This is a genomic window from Micromonospora sp. NPDC005413 (genome assembly GCF_040606435.1).
In the GTDB taxonomy this organism is placed as follows: Bacteria; Actinomycetota; Actinomycetes; order Mycobacteriales; family Micromonosporaceae; genus Micromonospora.
Genome location: NZ_JBEXEV010000042.1, coordinates 10,293 through 25,659 on the forward strand (window position 1 = coordinate 10,293; position 15,367 = coordinate 25,659).

General features: G+C 73.1%; 13 protein-coding genes. 8 read left to right on the forward strand and 5 right to left on the reverse strand.

Annotation, left to right across the window (positions count from 1 at the left end; all coding sequences use genetic code 11):
- Positions 1 to 165 precede the first annotated feature (165 nt).
- The gene (locus ABZS37_RS29495) at positions 166 to 1,317 is read left to right on the forward strand and encodes an aminotransferase class V-fold PLP-dependent enzyme (protein WP_355174324.1); all 1,152 of its coding nucleotides are present in this window, start codon (positions 166 to 168) and stop codon (positions 1,315 to 1,317) included.
- Positions 1,314 to 1,547 (forward strand): sulfurtransferase TusA family protein, encoded by a 234-nt coding sequence (locus ABZS37_RS29500; RefSeq protein ID WP_355174326.1) that lies wholly within the window; start codon positions 1,314 to 1,316, stop codon positions 1,545 to 1,547. Before ABZS37_RS29495 ends, ABZS37_RS29500 begins: the two co-directional genes overlap by 4 nt.
- 110 nt (positions 1,548 to 1,657) lie before the next feature.
- On the opposite strand, the gene ABZS37_RS29505 is transcribed toward ABZS37_RS29500, so the two are convergent.
- The 3 genes from ABZS37_RS29505 to ABZS37_RS29515 form a co-directional block, all read right to left on the reverse strand.
- Entirely contained in the window at positions 1,658 to 2,635 is a 978-nt protein-coding gene (locus ABZS37_RS29505) for a carbohydrate kinase family protein (protein WP_355174328.1), read from the reverse strand.
- Between the two features lie 176 nt (positions 2,636 to 2,811).
- Positions 2,812 to 3,180 carry an iron-sulfur cluster insertion protein ErpA gene (erpA, locus tag ABZS37_RS29510; RefSeq protein WP_354994935.1) on the reverse strand — a complete coding sequence of 123 codons (369 nt, stop codon included), beginning with the start codon at positions 3,178 to 3,180 and terminating at the stop codon, positions 2,812 to 2,814.
- Positions 3,181 to 3,361: 181 nt separating this feature from the next.
- The gene (locus tag ABZS37_RS29515) at positions 3,362 to 4,501 is read right to left on the reverse strand and encodes a glycerate kinase (protein ID WP_355174382.1); all 1,140 of its coding nucleotides are present in this window, start codon (positions 4,499 to 4,501) and stop codon (positions 3,362 to 3,364) included.
- A gap of 68 nt (positions 4,502 to 4,569) precedes the next feature.
- On the opposite strand from ABZS37_RS29515, the gene nadA reads away from it, so the two are divergent.
- The 4 genes from nadA (at position 4,570) to ABZS37_RS29535 (ending at position 8,849) form a co-directional block, all read left to right on the forward strand.
- Complete coding sequence (gene nadA, locus ABZS37_RS29520) at positions 4,570 to 5,772, forward strand: quinolinate synthase NadA (RefSeq protein WP_355174330.1); 1,203 nt, start codon at positions 4,570 to 4,572, stop codon at positions 5,770 to 5,772.
- 212 nt (positions 5,773 to 5,984) lie between these two features.
- Positions 5,985 to 7,340, forward strand: coding sequence for a UDP-N-acetylglucosamine 1-carboxyvinyltransferase (gene murA / locus ABZS37_RS29525; RefSeq protein WP_354994937.1), 1,356 nt, complete (start codon positions 5,985 to 5,987; stop codon positions 7,338 to 7,340).
- 186 nt (positions 7,341 to 7,526) lie between these two features.
- Complete coding sequence (locus tag ABZS37_RS29530) at positions 7,527 to 8,120, forward strand: DUF3043 domain-containing protein (protein ID WP_355174332.1); 594 nt, start codon at positions 7,527 to 7,529, stop codon at positions 8,118 to 8,120.
- A 168-nt stretch (positions 8,121 to 8,288) separates the two neighbouring features.
- Positions 8,289 to 8,849 carry an XRE family transcriptional regulator gene (locus tag ABZS37_RS29535; RefSeq protein WP_355174334.1) on the forward strand — a complete coding sequence of 187 codons (561 nt, stop codon included), beginning with the start codon at positions 8,289 to 8,291 and terminating at the stop codon, positions 8,847 to 8,849.
- A gap of 2,337 nt (positions 8,850 to 11,186) precedes the next feature.
- Here the strand turns inward: ABZS37_RS29535 and ABZS37_RS29540 are convergent.
- The gene (locus tag ABZS37_RS29540; RefSeq protein WP_355174336.1) at positions 11,187 to 11,429 is read right to left on the reverse strand and encodes a hypothetical protein; all 243 of its coding nucleotides are present in this window, start codon (positions 11,427 to 11,429) and stop codon (positions 11,187 to 11,189) included.
- A 719-nt stretch (positions 11,430 to 12,148) separates the two neighbouring features.
- A complete protein-coding gene (locus ABZS37_RS29545; RefSeq protein ID WP_355174338.1) occupies positions 12,149 to 12,628 on the reverse strand; it encodes a pentapeptide repeat-containing protein in 480 nt (159 codons plus the stop codon).
- A gap of 206 nt (positions 12,629 to 12,834) precedes the next feature.
- On the opposite strand from ABZS37_RS29545, the gene ABZS37_RS29550 reads away from it, so the two are divergent.
- Positions 12,835 to 14,232 carry a WG repeat-containing protein gene (locus ABZS37_RS29550; RefSeq protein WP_355174340.1) on the forward strand — a complete coding sequence of 466 codons (1,398 nt, stop codon included), beginning with the start codon at positions 12,835 to 12,837 and terminating at the stop codon, positions 14,230 to 14,232.
- A 44-nt stretch (positions 14,233 to 14,276) separates the two neighbouring features.
- Positions 14,277 to 15,275 (forward strand): aldo/keto reductase family protein, encoded by a 999-nt coding sequence (locus ABZS37_RS29555; RefSeq protein WP_354994941.1) that lies wholly within the window; start codon positions 14,277 to 14,279, stop codon positions 15,273 to 15,275.
- Positions 15,276 to 15,367 lie beyond the last annotated feature (92 nt).

A 15,367-nucleotide genomic window follows, 5' to 3' on the forward strand; every position in this document is an offset into this window, starting at 1 on the left:
AGAGCCGGGTCCGCGAGCCCCGCAGCCGCGAACAAAAGGCGGCCCCGCGAGTGCGAGGAGCGAGCCGGGTCCGCGAGCCCCGCAGCCGCGAACAAAAGGCGGCCCCGCGAGTGCGAGGAGCGAGCCGGGTCCGCGAGCCCCGCAGCCGCGAACAAAGGTGACACCGTGAGCGCATCCCCGGTCTACCTGGACGCGGCGACCGCCGCGCCGATGCATCCGGTCGCCCGGCAGGCGCTGCTGGCCGCCCTCGACGACGGCTGGGCCGACCCGGGCAAGCTCTACGCCCAGGCCCGCCGGGCACGACAGCTGCTCGACGCCGCCCGCGAGGCCACCGCGCTGACGCTCGGCGTCCGCGCCGATGAGGTGTCCTTCACCCCCAGCGGTACGACCGCAGCCCATGGTGCGGTGCTCGGAGGCCTCGCGGGGCGGCGCCGGATCGGGTCGACGCTGGTGCACTCGGCGATCGAGCACTCGGCGGTGCTGCACGCCGCGGAGCGGCACGTCGCGGCGGGCGGGGCCGCCACCGCGGTGCCGGTTGACCGGTTGGGCCGACTGGACCTGGCCGCGTGGTCGGCCGCCGTTCGGGCTCCCGGTGTCGCGTTGGCCGCGCTGATCACCGCCAGTCACGAGGTGGGCACCGCGCAACCGGTCGCCGAGGCGGCCGCCACCTGCGCCGATGTGGGGGTGCCGCTCTACGTGGACGCCGCGCAGTCGGTCGGCCGCGTGCCCCTGCCGGCCGGCTGGTCGGTGCTCACCGCCAGCGCTCACAAGTGGGGCGGCCCACCCGGGGTGGGGGTGCTGGCGGTCCGCAAGGGCACCCGCTGGGAGTCACCCTGGCCGGCCGACGAGCGGGAGGGTGGGCGTACCCCCGGGGTGGTGAACCTGCCCGCGGTGGTGGCGGCGGCGGCGAGCCTGCGGGCGGCGGCGGCCGACGCTGCGGCCGAGGCGACCCGGTTGAGCCCGTTGGTGGACCGGATCCGGGCGCGGGTCGCGGCGGAGGTGCCCGACGTGGAGGTGGTCGGTGACCCGGTGCTCCGGCTCCCCCACCTGGTCACCTTCTCGTGCCTGTACGTCGACGGCGAGGCGCTGCTGCACGCACTGGACCGGCGGGGCTTCGCCGTGTCGTCCGGCTCGTCCTGCACCTCGTCCACGCTGCGCCCGTCGCACGTGCTGGAGGCGATGGGGGTGCTCTCGCACGGCAACGTGCGGGTCAGCCTGCACCGGGAGACGACCGAGGCGGACGTCGAGAGGTTCCTCACCGAGCTGCCCGGGATCGTCGCCGACCTGCGCGCCGAGGCCGGGGTGGTGGGGCTGTGACGATGCCGGGCGAGGTGCTCGACTGCCGGGGCCAGCGCTGCCCGCTGCCGGTGATCGCGGCGGCTCGACGGATGCCCCAGGTGCCGGTCGGCACGGTGGTCCGGGTGCTCGCCGACGATCCGGCCGCAGCGGTGGACATCCCCGCCTGGTGCCGAATGCGAGGCCAGGAGTTCGTAGCCGCCATCAAGGGCCCCGAAGGCCCCGCCTACGACATCCGCCGCACCCACTGACCCCGTCAACCCCGCCGATCATGGAGTTGTGGTGGGGCACAAAAGCCGCGTACAGCGGCAATCAGGCCACCACTACTCCATGATCGGCGTACGGGGTTACGGGTTTGGGGTTACGGCAGGAGGTGGACGCGGATCTCGTCGGCGGCGGTGTCGCCGTAGGACTCGGCGAGGCGCTTGACGAACAGGTCGCGGCGGACGTCGTACTCCTGGGTCCCGACCGTCTCCAGGACCAGCGTGGCGAGCAGCGAGCCGACCTGGGCGGCCCGCTCCAGGCCCAGCCCCCAGGAGAGCGCGGTGAAGAAGCCGGCCCGGAAGCCGTCGCCCACCCCGGTCGGGTCGACCGCCCGGATCTCCCGTGCGATCGGTACGTGGATCGGGTCGATGCCACGCCCGGCGATCTCCACACCGTGCTTGCCCAGCGTGGTGACCCGCACCTTGACCAGGTCCAGCAGCTGGTCGTCGCTCAGCCCGGCCTTGCTCTGCAGCAGCGACTTCTCGTAGTCGTTGGTCATCAGGTACTCGGCGCCTTCGATCAGCGCCACCACGTCCTCGCCGCCCATCCGGGCGAGCTGCTGGGACGGGTCGGCGGCGAACGCGTACCCACGGGTGCGGCACTCGGCCGAGTGCCGCAGCATCGCCTCGGGGTCGTTGGCGCTGACCAGCACCAGGTCCAGCCCGCCGAGCCGGTCGGCGACCGGGGCGAGCTCGATGTTGCGCGCCTCGCTCATCGCACCGGCGTAGAACGACGCGATCTGGCACATGTCCGTGTCGGTGGTGCACACGAACCGGGCGGTGTGCGCCACCTCGCTGATGTGCACCGAGTCGCAGTCCACGCCGTGGCGCTCCAGCCAGGAGCGGTAGTCGGCGAAGTCCGCCCCCACCGCGCCGAGCAGCACCGGGCGCAGCCCGAGCTGACCCATGCCGAAGGAGATGTTCGCCGCCACGCCGCCGCGGCGGAGCACCAGGTCGTCCACCAGGAAGGAGAGGGACACCTTGTGCAGTTGATCGGCGATGAGCTGGTCGGCGAAGCGACCAGGAAAGCTCATCAGGTGATCGGTGGCGATCGAGCCGGTGACGGCGATCTTCATGTGAACCCTCGGGGTCGGGAGCAGAGCGCGGTCAGCCTACCGGCCCGGCAACTCGACGGTGAGCGGTCGGTGGGACAACGGCAACCGACCTGCCAGGGCCACCCCGGAACCGCTCCCAGTGATACGACGACGGGGCCGTCCCGAAGGACGGCCCCGTCGTGCTGGTGTGGTGTGACTCAGTTGAACGAGTCACCGCAGGCGCAGGAGCTGCCCGCGTTGGGGTTGTCGATGGTGAAGCCCTGGGCGTCGATCCGGTCGGCGAAGTCGATCGTCGCGCCGGAAAGGTACGGAGCGCTCATGCGGTCGACGACGACCCCGACACCACCGAAATCGGTGACGACATCACCGTCGAGCGAACGCTCGTCGAAGAAGAGCTGGTACCGCAGGCCGGAGCAGCCGCCCGGCTGCACGGCGACGCGGAGCCGCAGGTCGTCGCGGCCTTCCTGCTCGATCAGGGCCTTGACCTTCTCAGCCGCGACGTCGGTGAGGACGACGGAAGTAGGGGCCTGGGCCTCGGTCGACTCGGTCTGCGCTGGCGTGGTCACGTGGAAGTCTCCCTGCGCGGTTTGGGTCCGGACGCACTGGCCAACGCCGCGCGCCGTCCAGTGATTCCCGGTTGTGGTCCTCTGCCGATCGTACGCCGCCCCGGCCGGGCTCACCCGCGTGCCGTGACCGCCGCCGCAGGTCGACCCGGTCGTGCGCGGGTCGGCCGGGCGGCCGAAACGCTCAGCGGCTCCACTGCCGGGCCAACCGGGCGCCCAGCTCACGTAGCCCCTCCGCGGGCCGGCTCAGCGCGGCGTCGAGCCCGCCGCGCTCCTCGCCGCCGAAGTGCTCGACCAGGCTGTACGCGTCGGTCACCCCGGCCGAGGCGGCCTCCCGGCGGCCGGTGCTCACCTGCCCGGCAACCACCACGCAGGGGACTCCCCGGTCGCGGGCTGCGCCGGCCACCCCGGCGACCACCTTGCCCCGCAGCGACTGGTGGTCGAACGACCCCTCACCGGTGATCACCAGGTCGGCGGTGTCCAGGGCGGCGTCCAGTCGGGTGGCCCGGGTGACGAGGCCGATGCCCGACTCGCAGCCGCCGCCCAGGGCGAGCAGCGCCGCGCCGATGCCACCGGCGGCCCCACCCCCGGGCAGCGTGCCGAGCCCCGCCGGGCAGTCGGGCAGATCCCGTTCCAGCACCGCCGCGAAGCGCTCCAGCGCGGCGTCGAGCAGCAGCACGTCAGCACGGTCGGCGCCCTTCTGCGGGCCGAACACGTTGCTCGCGCCGTGCAGGCCGAGCAGCGGGTTGTCCACGTCGGTGGCCGCGACCAGCCGGACGCCCCGCAGCCGGGGTGCGCCGTCGAGGGCGTCGACCAGGGCCAACGCCGCCCCGCCGTACGGCAGCGCGGCACCCGTGGCATCGAGCGGGGTCACGCCCAGCGCGGCGAGCATTCCGGCTCCGGCGTCGTTGGTACCGGAACCACCCAGCCCGATCACCACCGTCCGGGCACCGCTCTCCACCGCGGCGGCCACCAACAGGCCCAGCCCGTACGAGGTGGTGGTCTTCGGGTCGCGTTCGGTTGCGGAGAGCAGGTGCAGCCCGCACGCCTGGGCGCTCTCCAGATAGGCGGTCGCCCCGTCGGCGGTGAGCAGGATCTCACCGGCCGCCGGCCGGCCCAGTGGGTCGACCGTCGACACCGGCACCAGCCGGCCGCCAAGGGCCTCGGCGAGCACCTCCACGAAACCCGGCCCGCCGTCGGCGAGCGGCCGGATCAGCAGGTCGTCCTCGTCGGTGACGGTGCGCCAGCCGGCGGCCACCGCGGCGGCCACCTCCGGAGCGGGCAGGGTGCCGGCGAACTTGTCCGGGCAGAGCAGCACGCGCATGCCGAGCAGTGTGGCAGCCCACACCGAGGGAAGCTGCGTCGCGCCCGCGCTGTGGGACCATGGGCTACGTGACTTCGACCTGGGTGGAACCCTCGAACACGGCTACGGCTCTGCTGCTGCTCGGCCGGGGCAGCGACCCCGACACCGAGCGCGGCGTCGAGTGTCCGGGCGACCTGCCGGCGCCCAGCGATCCGGATCTGGTGGCCCGCGCCACGGCCGCGAAGGCGAAGCTGGGGAGCAAGGTCTTCGTGTTGGGGCACCACTACCAGCGCGACGAGGTGATCCAGTTCGCCGACGTGACCGGCGACTCCTTCAAGCTGGCCCGGGAGGCCGCGGCGCGTCCGGACGCGGAGTACATCGTCTTCTGCGGTGTGCACTTCATGGCCGAGAGCGCCGACATCCTCACCACCGACGCCCAGCGGGTGATCCTGCCCGATCTTGCGGCGGGCTGCTCGATGGCGGACATGGCGGTCCTGGGCCAGGTCGAGGCCGCGTGGGACACGCTGACCGAGCTGGGCATCGCCGGCGAGACCGTGCCGGTGACGTACATGAACTCCTCGGCCGACATCAAGGGCTTCGTGGGCCGCAACGGGGGCGTGGTCTGCACCTCCTCCAACGCCAAGCGCGCCCTGGACTGGGCGTTCGAGCAGGGCTCGAAGGTGTTCTTCCTGCCCGATCAGCACCTGGGCCGCAACACGGCGGTGCTGGAGATGGGCCTCTCGCTGGACGACTGCGTGCTCTACGACCCGCACAAGCCCAGTGGCGGGCTCACGCCGGAGCAGTTGCGCGACGCCAAGATGATCCTCTGGCGGGGCCACTGCTCGGTGCACGGCCGGTTCACGTTGGACAGCGTCAACGACGTACGGGAGCGGGTGCCCGGGGTCAACGTGCTGGTCCACCCGGAGTGCCGGCACGAGGTCGTCACCGCTGCCGACTACGTCGGCTCCACCGAATACATCATCAAGACGATCGAGGCGGCTCCCGCCGGCTCGGCGTGGGCGCTCGGCACCGAGCTGAACCTGGTCCGCCGGCTCGCGCTGGCGCACCCGGACAAGCAGATCACGTTCCTGGACAAGGCCGTCTGCTACTGCTCGACGATGAACCGGATCGATCTGCCGCACCTGGTCTGGGCTCTTGAGGAGCTGGTCGCGGGCCGGGTCGTCAACCAGATCACGGTGGACGCCGGCACCGCGCACCACGCCCGGGTAGCGCTGGACCAGATGCTCGCTCTGCCCGGCGCGGACACGCCGCCGCCGGCGGCGGCGTCCTGATCACGATCTGTAGCGCTCTTGGTACGCAAAAGTGCCGGATCACCGATTAATGCCACACACGCCGATGTGACCGAGTCCTTTTTCGTCACCGAGGGCTATGCTGCCGGAGCGATGACACACGCGGGCCGTTTCGATATGGCCGCATCCGGGGTAGCGAGAAGGCTCAGGCACCCCACCATCAACACAGCAGCACCGACGCGCTGGAGGTTGCGTTGACCGACGACGTCCTGGTCGTTCACGGAGGCACTCCGCTCGAAGGGCGGATCCGCGTGCGCGGCGCGAAGAACCTGGTTTCGAAGGCGATGGTCGCCGCACTGCTCGGCGACAGCCCGAGCCGATTGTTCGACGTGCCGAAGATCCGCGACGTCGAGGTGGTCCGGGGTCTGCTCGGCCTGCACGGCGTCAAGGTGACCGACGGCGCCGAGGACGGCGAGCTCGTCTTCGATCCCGCGAACGTCGAGAGCGCCAGCACCGACCAGATCAACGTGCACGCCGGCTCCAGCCGGATCCCGATCCTGTTCTGCGGCCCGCTGCTGCACCGGCTCGGGCACGCGTTCATCCCGGATCTGGGCGGCTGCCACATCGGCCCGCGCCCGATCGACTTCCACCTCCAGGCGCTGCGCGAGTTCGGCGCCACGGTCGAGAAGCGGCCCGAGGGGCTGCACCTGTCCGCGCCGAACGGGCTGCACGGGACGAAGTTCGCCCTGCCGTACCCGAGCGTCGGCGCCACCGAGCAGGTGCTGCTGACCGCGGTGATGGCCGAGGGCGTCACCGAGCTGCGCAACGCCGCGGTGGAGCCGGAGATCATCGACCTGATCTGCATCCTGCAGAAGATGGGCGCGATCATCAAGGTCCACACCGACCGGGTGATCGAGATTCAGGGCGTGCCGAAGCTGCACGGCTACACCCACCGGCCGATCCCGGATCGGATCGAGGCGGCGAGCTGGGCGGCAGCCGCCCTGGCCACCCGTGGTGACGTCGAGGTGCTCGGCGCACAGCAGGCCGACATGATGACCTTCCTGAACGTCTTCCGCTCGGTCGGCGGCGAGTACGAGGTCACCGACGCCCGACCGCCGAAGCTGGGCGACCTCGGCCAGGAGGGTGGCATCCGGTTCTGGCACCCGGGCGGCGAGCTGAACGCCGTGGCGCTGGAGACCGACGTACACCCCGGCTTCATGACCGACTGGCAGCAGCCCTTGGTCGTGGCGCTCACCCAGGCCCGTGGCCTGTCGATCGTCCACGAGACGGTCTACGAGCAGCGGCTGGGCTACACCGAGGCGTTGAACTCGATGGGCGCGAACATCCAGGTCTACCGGGACTGCCTCGGCGGCACCCCGTGCCGCTTCGGCCGGCGCAACTTCAAGCACTCGGCGGTCATCGCCGGGCCGAGCAAGCTGCACGCCGCCGACCTGGTCATCCCGGACCTGCGGGCCGGGTTCAGCCACCTGATCGCGGCGCTCGCGGCCGAGGGCACCTCCCGGGTGTACGGCGTCGACCTGATCAACCGGGGCTACGAGGACTTCGAGGCGAAGCTCGCCGACCTGGGCGCGCACACCGAGCGTCCGTAACCTCCACCACCTCTCGTTCGCTGCGACAACTCCAGCTCGGCTGGCGGCCATGATTCGGCCTCCGCGCCTCAGGCGGCGCTCCAAACCGAATGAAGGCCGGTCTGACGCCGCGCAGCGATCTGAAGCCGTTCGGGCCCGGTGCACCGCGATGTGCACCGGGCGCGGACCGTTGGCTACCCTTGCCGGGTGCCGTCGCTCTTTCGCCGCAAGTCCACCGACCTCGTCGACGAGGCCGTCACCTCGGTGACCCCCGAGGACGCCGCTGAGCGCTCCCGGGGCTACACCCCGGCCAAGGGTCGGGAGACGCCGAAGCGGCCGACCGCCGGCCGCCGCCCAGCCGGCCCCACCCGCCCCCTCACCAAGGAGGAGGAGCGGGAGCGTCGCCGCCAACTGCGCGCCGAGGCCGCGTCGGAGTTCCGCCGCGAGGGCGGCCCCCGCGACCGCGGCCCGGAGCGGCTACTGGCCCGCAACGTGGTCGACTCCCGGCGTACCGTCGGCACCTGGTTCTTCGGCGGCGCGCTGATCGTGCTGATCGGGTCGAACGCGGCCATGCCGCCGCTGGTCCGGTTGATCTCCAACGTGCTCTGGGGCGCGTTGGCGCTGGGCGTCGTCATCGACTCGGTGCTGATCTGCCGCAAGATCAGCAAGCTGGTCCGGGAGCGCTTCCCGAAGACCGGTCAGCGGATGGGCTCGCTCTACCTCTACGCGGTCATGCGCTCGATCACCTTCCGGCGGATGCGCGCTCCGGCCCCTCAGGTCAAGCTCGGCGACAAGGTCTGACCCCGCAGGCCTGGCCGGCACCCACGGCCGTCGTGGCCGCTCCGAGGGCAAGCACGTCCCGAATCATCCGGACGTCGGGCTGTTCGTTGTACCGTACGCATGGGTCGTCTTGCTGAACAGGCTGTCGCTGTTCGTCAACCCGAACGTTGATCCCATGGGAGCGAACGCATGCCTCCGGAACCGGCTGCCCCGCTGGCCACCATCGCCGCCGCCCTGCGCCGGGAGCGGGAACGGGTCGGTATCTCGCTGACCGAGCTCGCCCGTCGAGCCGGGGTGGCCAAGTCCACCCTCTCCCAACTGGAGTCGGGCACCGGCAACCCGAGCGTGGAGACGCTCTGGGCGCTGGGCGTCGCACTCGGCGTGCCGCTCAGCCGGCTGGTGGAGCCGGCCGACGAGGGCGTACGGGTGATCCGGGCAGGGGACGGCCCTCGGGTCCGCTCCGAGCAGGCCGACTTCAACGGCACACTGCTCAGCGCCGGTGCGGCACACCTGCGCCGGGACGTCTACCTGATCGAGTTGGAGCCGGGCGCGATCCGAGCCGCGGACGGGCACACCTCCCGCAGTGTCGAGCACGTGGTGGTCGCCGCCGGCCGACTGCGGGTAGGCCCTGAGACGGCTCCGGTCGAACTCGACCCCGGTGACTACGCCACGTTCCCGGGCGACGCCCCGCACCGGTACGAGGCGCTCGCCCCGGGCACGTTCGCCGTCCTCATCATGGAGCATCCCTGACCGAGGGTGCGGTCTCGCCCGGGCCGGCGGTCTTCGGGTGCGATATGTCGGGCACCAGATTCGATTATAGGACCAAATGTCCGAAACCAATGGGATAACGTTTGCGCCCATGGGCAGCGCCACAGTGGCGGTGAGCGAGCCCACGCCGTTACCCTCCATCCGCAGCCACGGCCTGCCGGAGCGGGTGACCTGACCGGCACGCGAGGCCCCAGCGCGACAATTTGCAACGAGGTGACAACGCCGTGAGCGAGCGGACGCGAGCCGGCCACTGGGGCGTGGCAGGCGGCGACCGGACGCCCGGCGGTCACTCGGCTGCGGTCGCGGAAAGCTCGCCTCCGGCGAGGATCGGCCGAGCGGTCGGGTGTGGCGACGGGCTCGGCGGATGAACGGCCGCTACACCGACCGGTGGTCAGACCCGAACGAGCCGTCCTGGGTGGTCGAACCGACCACCGAGTGGCACGCCCAGTTCCCCGGCCAGCGCTACCCCGGCGACATCGGCATGCCCCACCAACCGCCACCGCGCGGCCGGGCGACGGTGACCGGCCGAGCCGAGGTGCCGCCGCTCGCGCCCACCCGCCCGGACGGCACGTACCTCGGCCGGTCCTGGGCCGACGAACCGCCGGCAGAGCCGGCACCCCACAGCCGGTCCTGGGTGGACGACGAGCCGGGAGAGACACCAACCTACGGTCGGTCCCGCAGCGAGGATCGTTCAGCCGACGCGTCCGCCTACGGCCGGCCCGACAGTGCGGACTCCCGCAGCTACGACCATGAGCCGTACCGCCGGCCCCTACCCGAACCGCCCCGGCGCGACGATCGCCGATCCCCCGAGTCGGACCGGCGTACCGCCTGGTCCGACCGACGCCCCGCCGACGAGCGGGGACCGGCGCGGGAGGCCGCCTGGCACCGGGACCAGCCCGCCTCCGAGCGGTACGACAGCCGCCGCCCGCGGCAGGAGCCAACCGAGCGGGACCGGGGTTACCCGGGCACCCCACCGGTTTCCCCCGCGCCCTTCTCTCCCGCGCCCCGGCCCGATTCCGGCTGGGTGCCGGAGCCGGACGAGGCGCCGCGTCGGCGCGGCACGCAGGAGCGACCGGCCGCTGGACACGAGCGGCACCCCAGCGACGGTTACGGCGGCCGGCCCACCCGGGACCAGGATGGCCGGACGGCCGACGACCGGACCCCCGACGGGGCCGACCAGTGGGCGCCCGTGGACGGCCGCGCGCGGTACCGCGCCGACGGGTACCCGGACCGGGCCGCCGACGACGTCCGTCGCCCGGAGCGGCGCTACCGCGCGGACGAGGGAGTCGGCGCGGCACAGTCGCCCAACGATGGACGACGGCGCCGGCCCGAGCCGGAGATGCCGGAGCAGCCCCGCCGCGACGACGATCGGCGTCGACCCGACACCGACCCCCTTTGGCAGCAGCCCCGTGAGGCGGCGGCCCGCGCCGAGGCGTACCCGGACCGGCGTACCCGCGAGGAGGCCCACCCGGACGGACACCGCGAGAACGGGCACCGCGAGAACGGGCACCGCGAGAACGGACAGCGCGAGGACGGATACCGCGAGGACGGATACCGCGCGCCTCGGCCGCAGCCGGGCCAGCGGCCGGACGGCGGCCTGCCCTGGCCGCCACCGGGTCCAGTGCGCCCGGACCGCACCCGGGAGCCGGGCCATCGCACCGACCAGCACCGCACCGGGGACCCACACCGCACGACCGACCCACATCGCACCGCGGGCCCACATCGCACCGCGGACCCAAACCGCACCACAGACCCACCCCGCACGACCGACCCGCACCGCACGACCGACCCGCACCGCACCGCCGAGCCGCGTCGCAGCTCGGAGCCAGATCGCAGCGCCGAGCCACATCGCACCGCAGACCCACGCCGCAGCGCCGAGCCGGGCATCCCGTCGCGGCCGGCCGCCCGGCCCGAGCGGCCGGCGGCCACCCCGTCGCGCCACGAAGAGCGGCCGGCGACCACCCCGTCGCGGTACGACGAGCGACCGGTACACCCAGCCGCGACGGCTCCGCCGGCACCGGCCACGTCAGGCCGGGCCATGCCAGTCCCACCGGTCGCTCCGGAGCGACCGGTGTCGCCTGTGCCCGTCTCCCCCGCCGCACCCGGCCGGGACCGGCCGGTGTCCGCCTCCCCGGTTTCCCCGGCGATGGACGTGCCCGTCTCGGGTCCTCCAGCCGCACGGCTGCGGCTGGAGTACCTGCCAGCGCCCGTGGACCCGCCGATCGCCGACGAGCGGTCGGATGCCCCGCTGTCGCCTGGGCGCCGGACGCCGACCGAACCGGCACCGGCTGCCGAGGCGCACCCCACCCCACCGCCGCGTTACCCCGGCCCGGACACCGGGGACCGTCCGGTGGACCAGCAGCGCGGCGGGGAGCCGAACCCGGACCGCCGCCGGACCGGCGACCCGCTGGCCAGCACCGCGCCGACCGACCGCCGCCCACCCTCACCGGAGCGGCCCCACTCGCCGGACCGGCCCCACTCGTCGGAGCGGCCGGTCTCGCCCGAGCGGCCCCACTCGCCGGAGCGGTCGAATCCGACGGCGGACGCACGGCCGCCGGTCACGCCGCCGCCCGCCTGGCAGGTCCCGGCCCCACCGGCTACCCGGCCCGCCCCTACGCCTGCGACCCAGCAGCCCCCGGCGGAGGACGTCGAACTGGCGCTCCCGTTGGCGCCTGGTACACCGCGTCGCTACGTACCCCCGCCCCCCTCGGAAGGGCCGGTGGCACCCTCTCGCGAGCCGGACGCGGTTCCTGGCACCCGCGGGCCGGACGCGTGGTTCAGCCCCGCTCAGCCGGCCGAGTCCGACCAGGGTGAGCCGGCGTCGGACCGGCAGTCGTCCGACTCGGCCGACGGTGAGTCGACGGCCAGCGACCCGTACCTCACCACCGCACCGGCCATAGCGGACCGGGACCCGTCGACACCGACCGCCGACGTCCGCCGCGATGTGACCGACGAGCACTCGGACGGGTCGACACCGAACCACTCCCCCGAGCCGGTCTCCGCACCGCCCGCACGCCCAATCTCCGGCGCCCCCCGTACCTGGGCGGACGACCTGGTCGACGATGCACAACCAGCAGCTCTCGAGCCGGAATCGGTGGAGCGCAACCGGCCCGTCTCCGGCGCACCTGCCACCGCGATGCGGCACCACCAGACCGAAGCCGCCGCCGAGGCCGAGGCCGAGGCCGAGCATCAGCCAGTCACCGCTCGGACCATCGGGGACATCGATCCGGTCGAGCACGACCCGACGGACGAGGCCACCCCGTACGACCGATCGTCGTACGCTACGGACGGTCGGAGCACCCCCGCCCCGTTGGCTGGTTCGCGAGCCGACGACTGGTCGGTCGCCGCCGCGCTGCCAGCCCTACCCGTAACGTCTGACGACGCGGACCCTCCCATCTCGGCAGTGCCGTTCTCGGCCCCGCCGGTCTCTGCGCCCCCCGCGCCGCCGGTCTCGGCTCCGCCCGTGACACCCCTCTCCGCTCCGCCAGCACCCGCGCTGCCATACGCCGCAGCACCTGTATCCGCGCCTCCCGCGTCGGCACCGCCGGCCTCCCCGGCGCCCGTATCCGCACCACCCGCGCCGGCACCGCCGGCCTCCCCGGCGCCCGTGTCAGCACCGCCCGCGTCAGCACCGCCCGCGTCAGCACCGCCCGCGTCAGCACCGCCCGCGTCAGCACCGCCCGCGTCGGCAATGCCCGTGTCGGCAATGCCCGTGTCAGCACCGCCCGCGTCGACAGCGCCCGAGTCCGCGCCACTCGCATCGGCAGCGCCCCTGTCCGCGGCACCCATCTCCGCGCCACCCGCGCCGGCCCCACCGCTCGCCCCAGCGCCCGTCTCCGCACCACCGACCTTCCCAGCACCCGCGTCGACAGCACCCGTGTCCGCTCCGCCCGCGTCGACAGCACCCGTGTCCGCGGCACCCGCCTCAGCCGTTCCGAGCCCGAGGACCGGCTCGGACGGGGAGAGCATGCCGGTTTCAGCACCACCCAGCGACGCACCACCCAGCGGCGTACCACACAGCGACGCACCACCCAGCGACGCACCACCGGCGGCGACCCGTCCGTCGCTGGCCGACGAGGGCGATCCGGAGCAGGTGCTGGCGGCGTACCGCTGGCGGTTGGACCCGGTCACCCTGCGCGAGGAACTGACGGAGCCGGACAACCTGCGGGCCATCCGGCGGCGGCTGACCGCGAAGTTGGGCTCGGCCATCGACAACCGCGCCCGGGCCCGGTTGCTCAGCCTGCGGGCGGTGGCCTCGCGGATCCTCGGCGACCTGGACGACGCGCTGGCCGACGGTCGGCTCGCCCTCACCTACGCCGAGGCCACCGGCGAGCTGCGCCGGACGGCGCTGGCCCAGGCCCGGCTGGCCCACGTTCTGCGCTGGCGCGGCGACTTCGCCGAGGCTGACCAGCTTTTCGCCCAGGCCAACTCGGTCGAGCTGCCCGACCGGTTGCGGGCCGCACTGCACGAGCACGCCGGGCGGTCGTGTTACGACCAGGATCGGCTGATGGAGGCCTGCCAGCACTTCGAGAAGGCGCTCGATCTCCGGGGTGCCGGTGACGCCGAACTGCTGGACCGGATCCGGGTGGCCCTCGACGCCGTCACCGCCCGGGCCACGGCGGGCGGCTTCGGGCCGTACCCCCGGGGTCGGGACCAGGTGCTCGACCGGGACCGGCCCCCGCTGCCGGACCGGGACGGGCCGCTGTGGGGTTACACCGGCCAGGACGGCGACCTGGTCATCCCCGCCCGGTACGCCGAGGTGCAGCCGTTCCACGACGGGTTGGCCTGGGTCCGCCGGCCGGACACCGACCGGTGGTCGCTGATCAACCCGCTCGGTACGACGGTGATCCCGCCGTCCTACCGGACAGCGCGCCCGTTCAGCGACGGCCTGGCGTGGGTGGTCGGCGAGGGCGGTTGGACGGCGATCGACGCGACCGGCGAGGTGCAGGTCGCGCCCAACTTCGCCGAGGTACGACCGTTCCGCCGTGGGCTGGCCGCGGTTCGGCGCGAGGGATGGGGGGCGGTCGACCGGACCGGCCGGATCGTCGTGCCCACCCGCTACCACGGGTTCGTCACCGAGTTGGCCGACGGCCAGCCGGTCGACGGTTTCACCGACGAGGGGCTCGCCGTGGTCGACGTGGCCGGCCGACGTGGTGTGGTGGACCGCACCGGGGCGGTGCTCGTCCCGCCGACACATCCGATGCTGGTCATCCACCCGGTGGCGTTCCTGGTCGGCAACGGTACCGGGCGGTGGGGCGCCCTGGACCGGGGCGGCGAGCCGCTGATCGACCCGGTGCACCGCGATCGCGCCGAGGTGCTGGCGGAGATCGACCGGCTACTCACCGACGCCAATCCGGTGCTCTGAGCGGCCGATCGGCGCTGTTAATCCGCCGGGGCTAGGGTCAGTACATGGAATTCCGACACCTGGGCCGTTCCGGCCTGATGGTCAGCGAGATCTCGTACGGCAACTGGATCACCCACGGTTCGCAGGTCGAGGAGGACGCCGCGTTCGCCTGCGTGCGGGCTGCCCTCGACGCGGGGATCACCACCTTCGACACCGCCGACGTGTACGCCGGCACCCGGGCCGAGGACGTGCTCGGCCGGGCGTTGCAGAACGAGCGCCGCGAAGGGTTGGAGATCTTCACCAAGGTCTACTGGCCGACCGGGCCGGGCCGTAACGACCGTGGCCTGTCCCGCAAGCACATCATGGAGTCGATCAACGGCTCGCTGCGCCGGCTGCGCACCGACTACGTGGACCTCTACCAGGCCCACCGCTACGACAACAGCACCCCGCTGGAAGAGACGATGGAGGCGTTCGCCGACGTCGTCCACTCCGGGAAGGCGCACTACATCGGCGTCTCCGAATGGACCGCCGCGCAGCTGCGCGCCGCCCACCCCCTCGCCCGGGAGCTGCACATCCCGCTGGTCTCCAACCAGCCGCAGTACTCGATGCTCTGGCGGGTCATCGAGACCGAGGTCGTACCGGCCAGCGAGGAGCTGGGCATCGGGCAGATCGTCTGGTCGCCGATGGCGCAGGGCGTGCTCTCCGGCAAGTACCTGCCGGGGCAGCCGCCGCCGGCCGGTTCCCGCGCCACCGACGAGAAGTCGGGTGCGGGCTTCATCTCCCGGTTCATGACCGACGACGTGCTCACCCGGGTCCAGCAGCTCAAGCCCCTCGCCGAGCAGGCCGGGCTCAGCATGGCCCAACTCGCCGTGGCGTGGGTGTTGCAGAACCCGAACGTCTCGTCGGCGATCATCGGCGCATCCCGCCCCGAGCAGGTGCACGACAACGTGAAGGCGGCAGGGGTGAAGCTCGACGCCGAGCTGCTCAAGGCGATCGACGAGATCGTCGAGCCGGTAACGGAGCGGGACGCGGCAAAGACCGAGTCCCCAGCCCAACGCCCGTAACGCCCAGCCCCGCCCCCGCCGCCCCGCCCGCCCGCGCCGCCCCGCCCGCACCGCCCCCGCCCGCGTTGATCTAGGGCATATCGCTGCTGACG

Bases quoted from the DNA above. Each gene is read 5' to 3' on its own strand.
- ABZS37_RS29505 (WP_355174328.1), bottom strand. From the start codon at position 2,635: ATGAAGATCGCCGTCACCGGCTCGATCGCCACCGATCACCTGATGAGC.
- ABZS37_RS29515 (WP_355174382.1), bottom strand. From the start codon at position 4,501: ATGCGCGTGCTGCTCTGCCCGGACAAGTTCGCCGGCACCCTGCCCGCT.
- ABZS37_RS29535 (WP_355174334.1), top strand. From the start codon at position 8,289: ATGCCTCCGGAACCGGCTGCCCCGCTGGCCACCATCGCCGCCGCCCTG.
- ABZS37_RS29545 (WP_355174338.1), bottom strand. From the start codon at position 12,628: ATGCGAGTGGCGCGGACTCGGGCGCTGTCGACGCGGGCGGTGCTGACA.
- ABZS37_RS29550 (WP_355174340.1), top strand. From the start codon at position 12,835: ATGCCGGTTTCAGCACCACCCAGCGACGCACCACCCAGCGGCGTACCA.
- ABZS37_RS29555 (WP_354994941.1), top strand. From the start codon at position 14,277: ATGGAATTCCGACACCTGGGCCGTTCCGGCCTGATGGTCAGCGAGATC.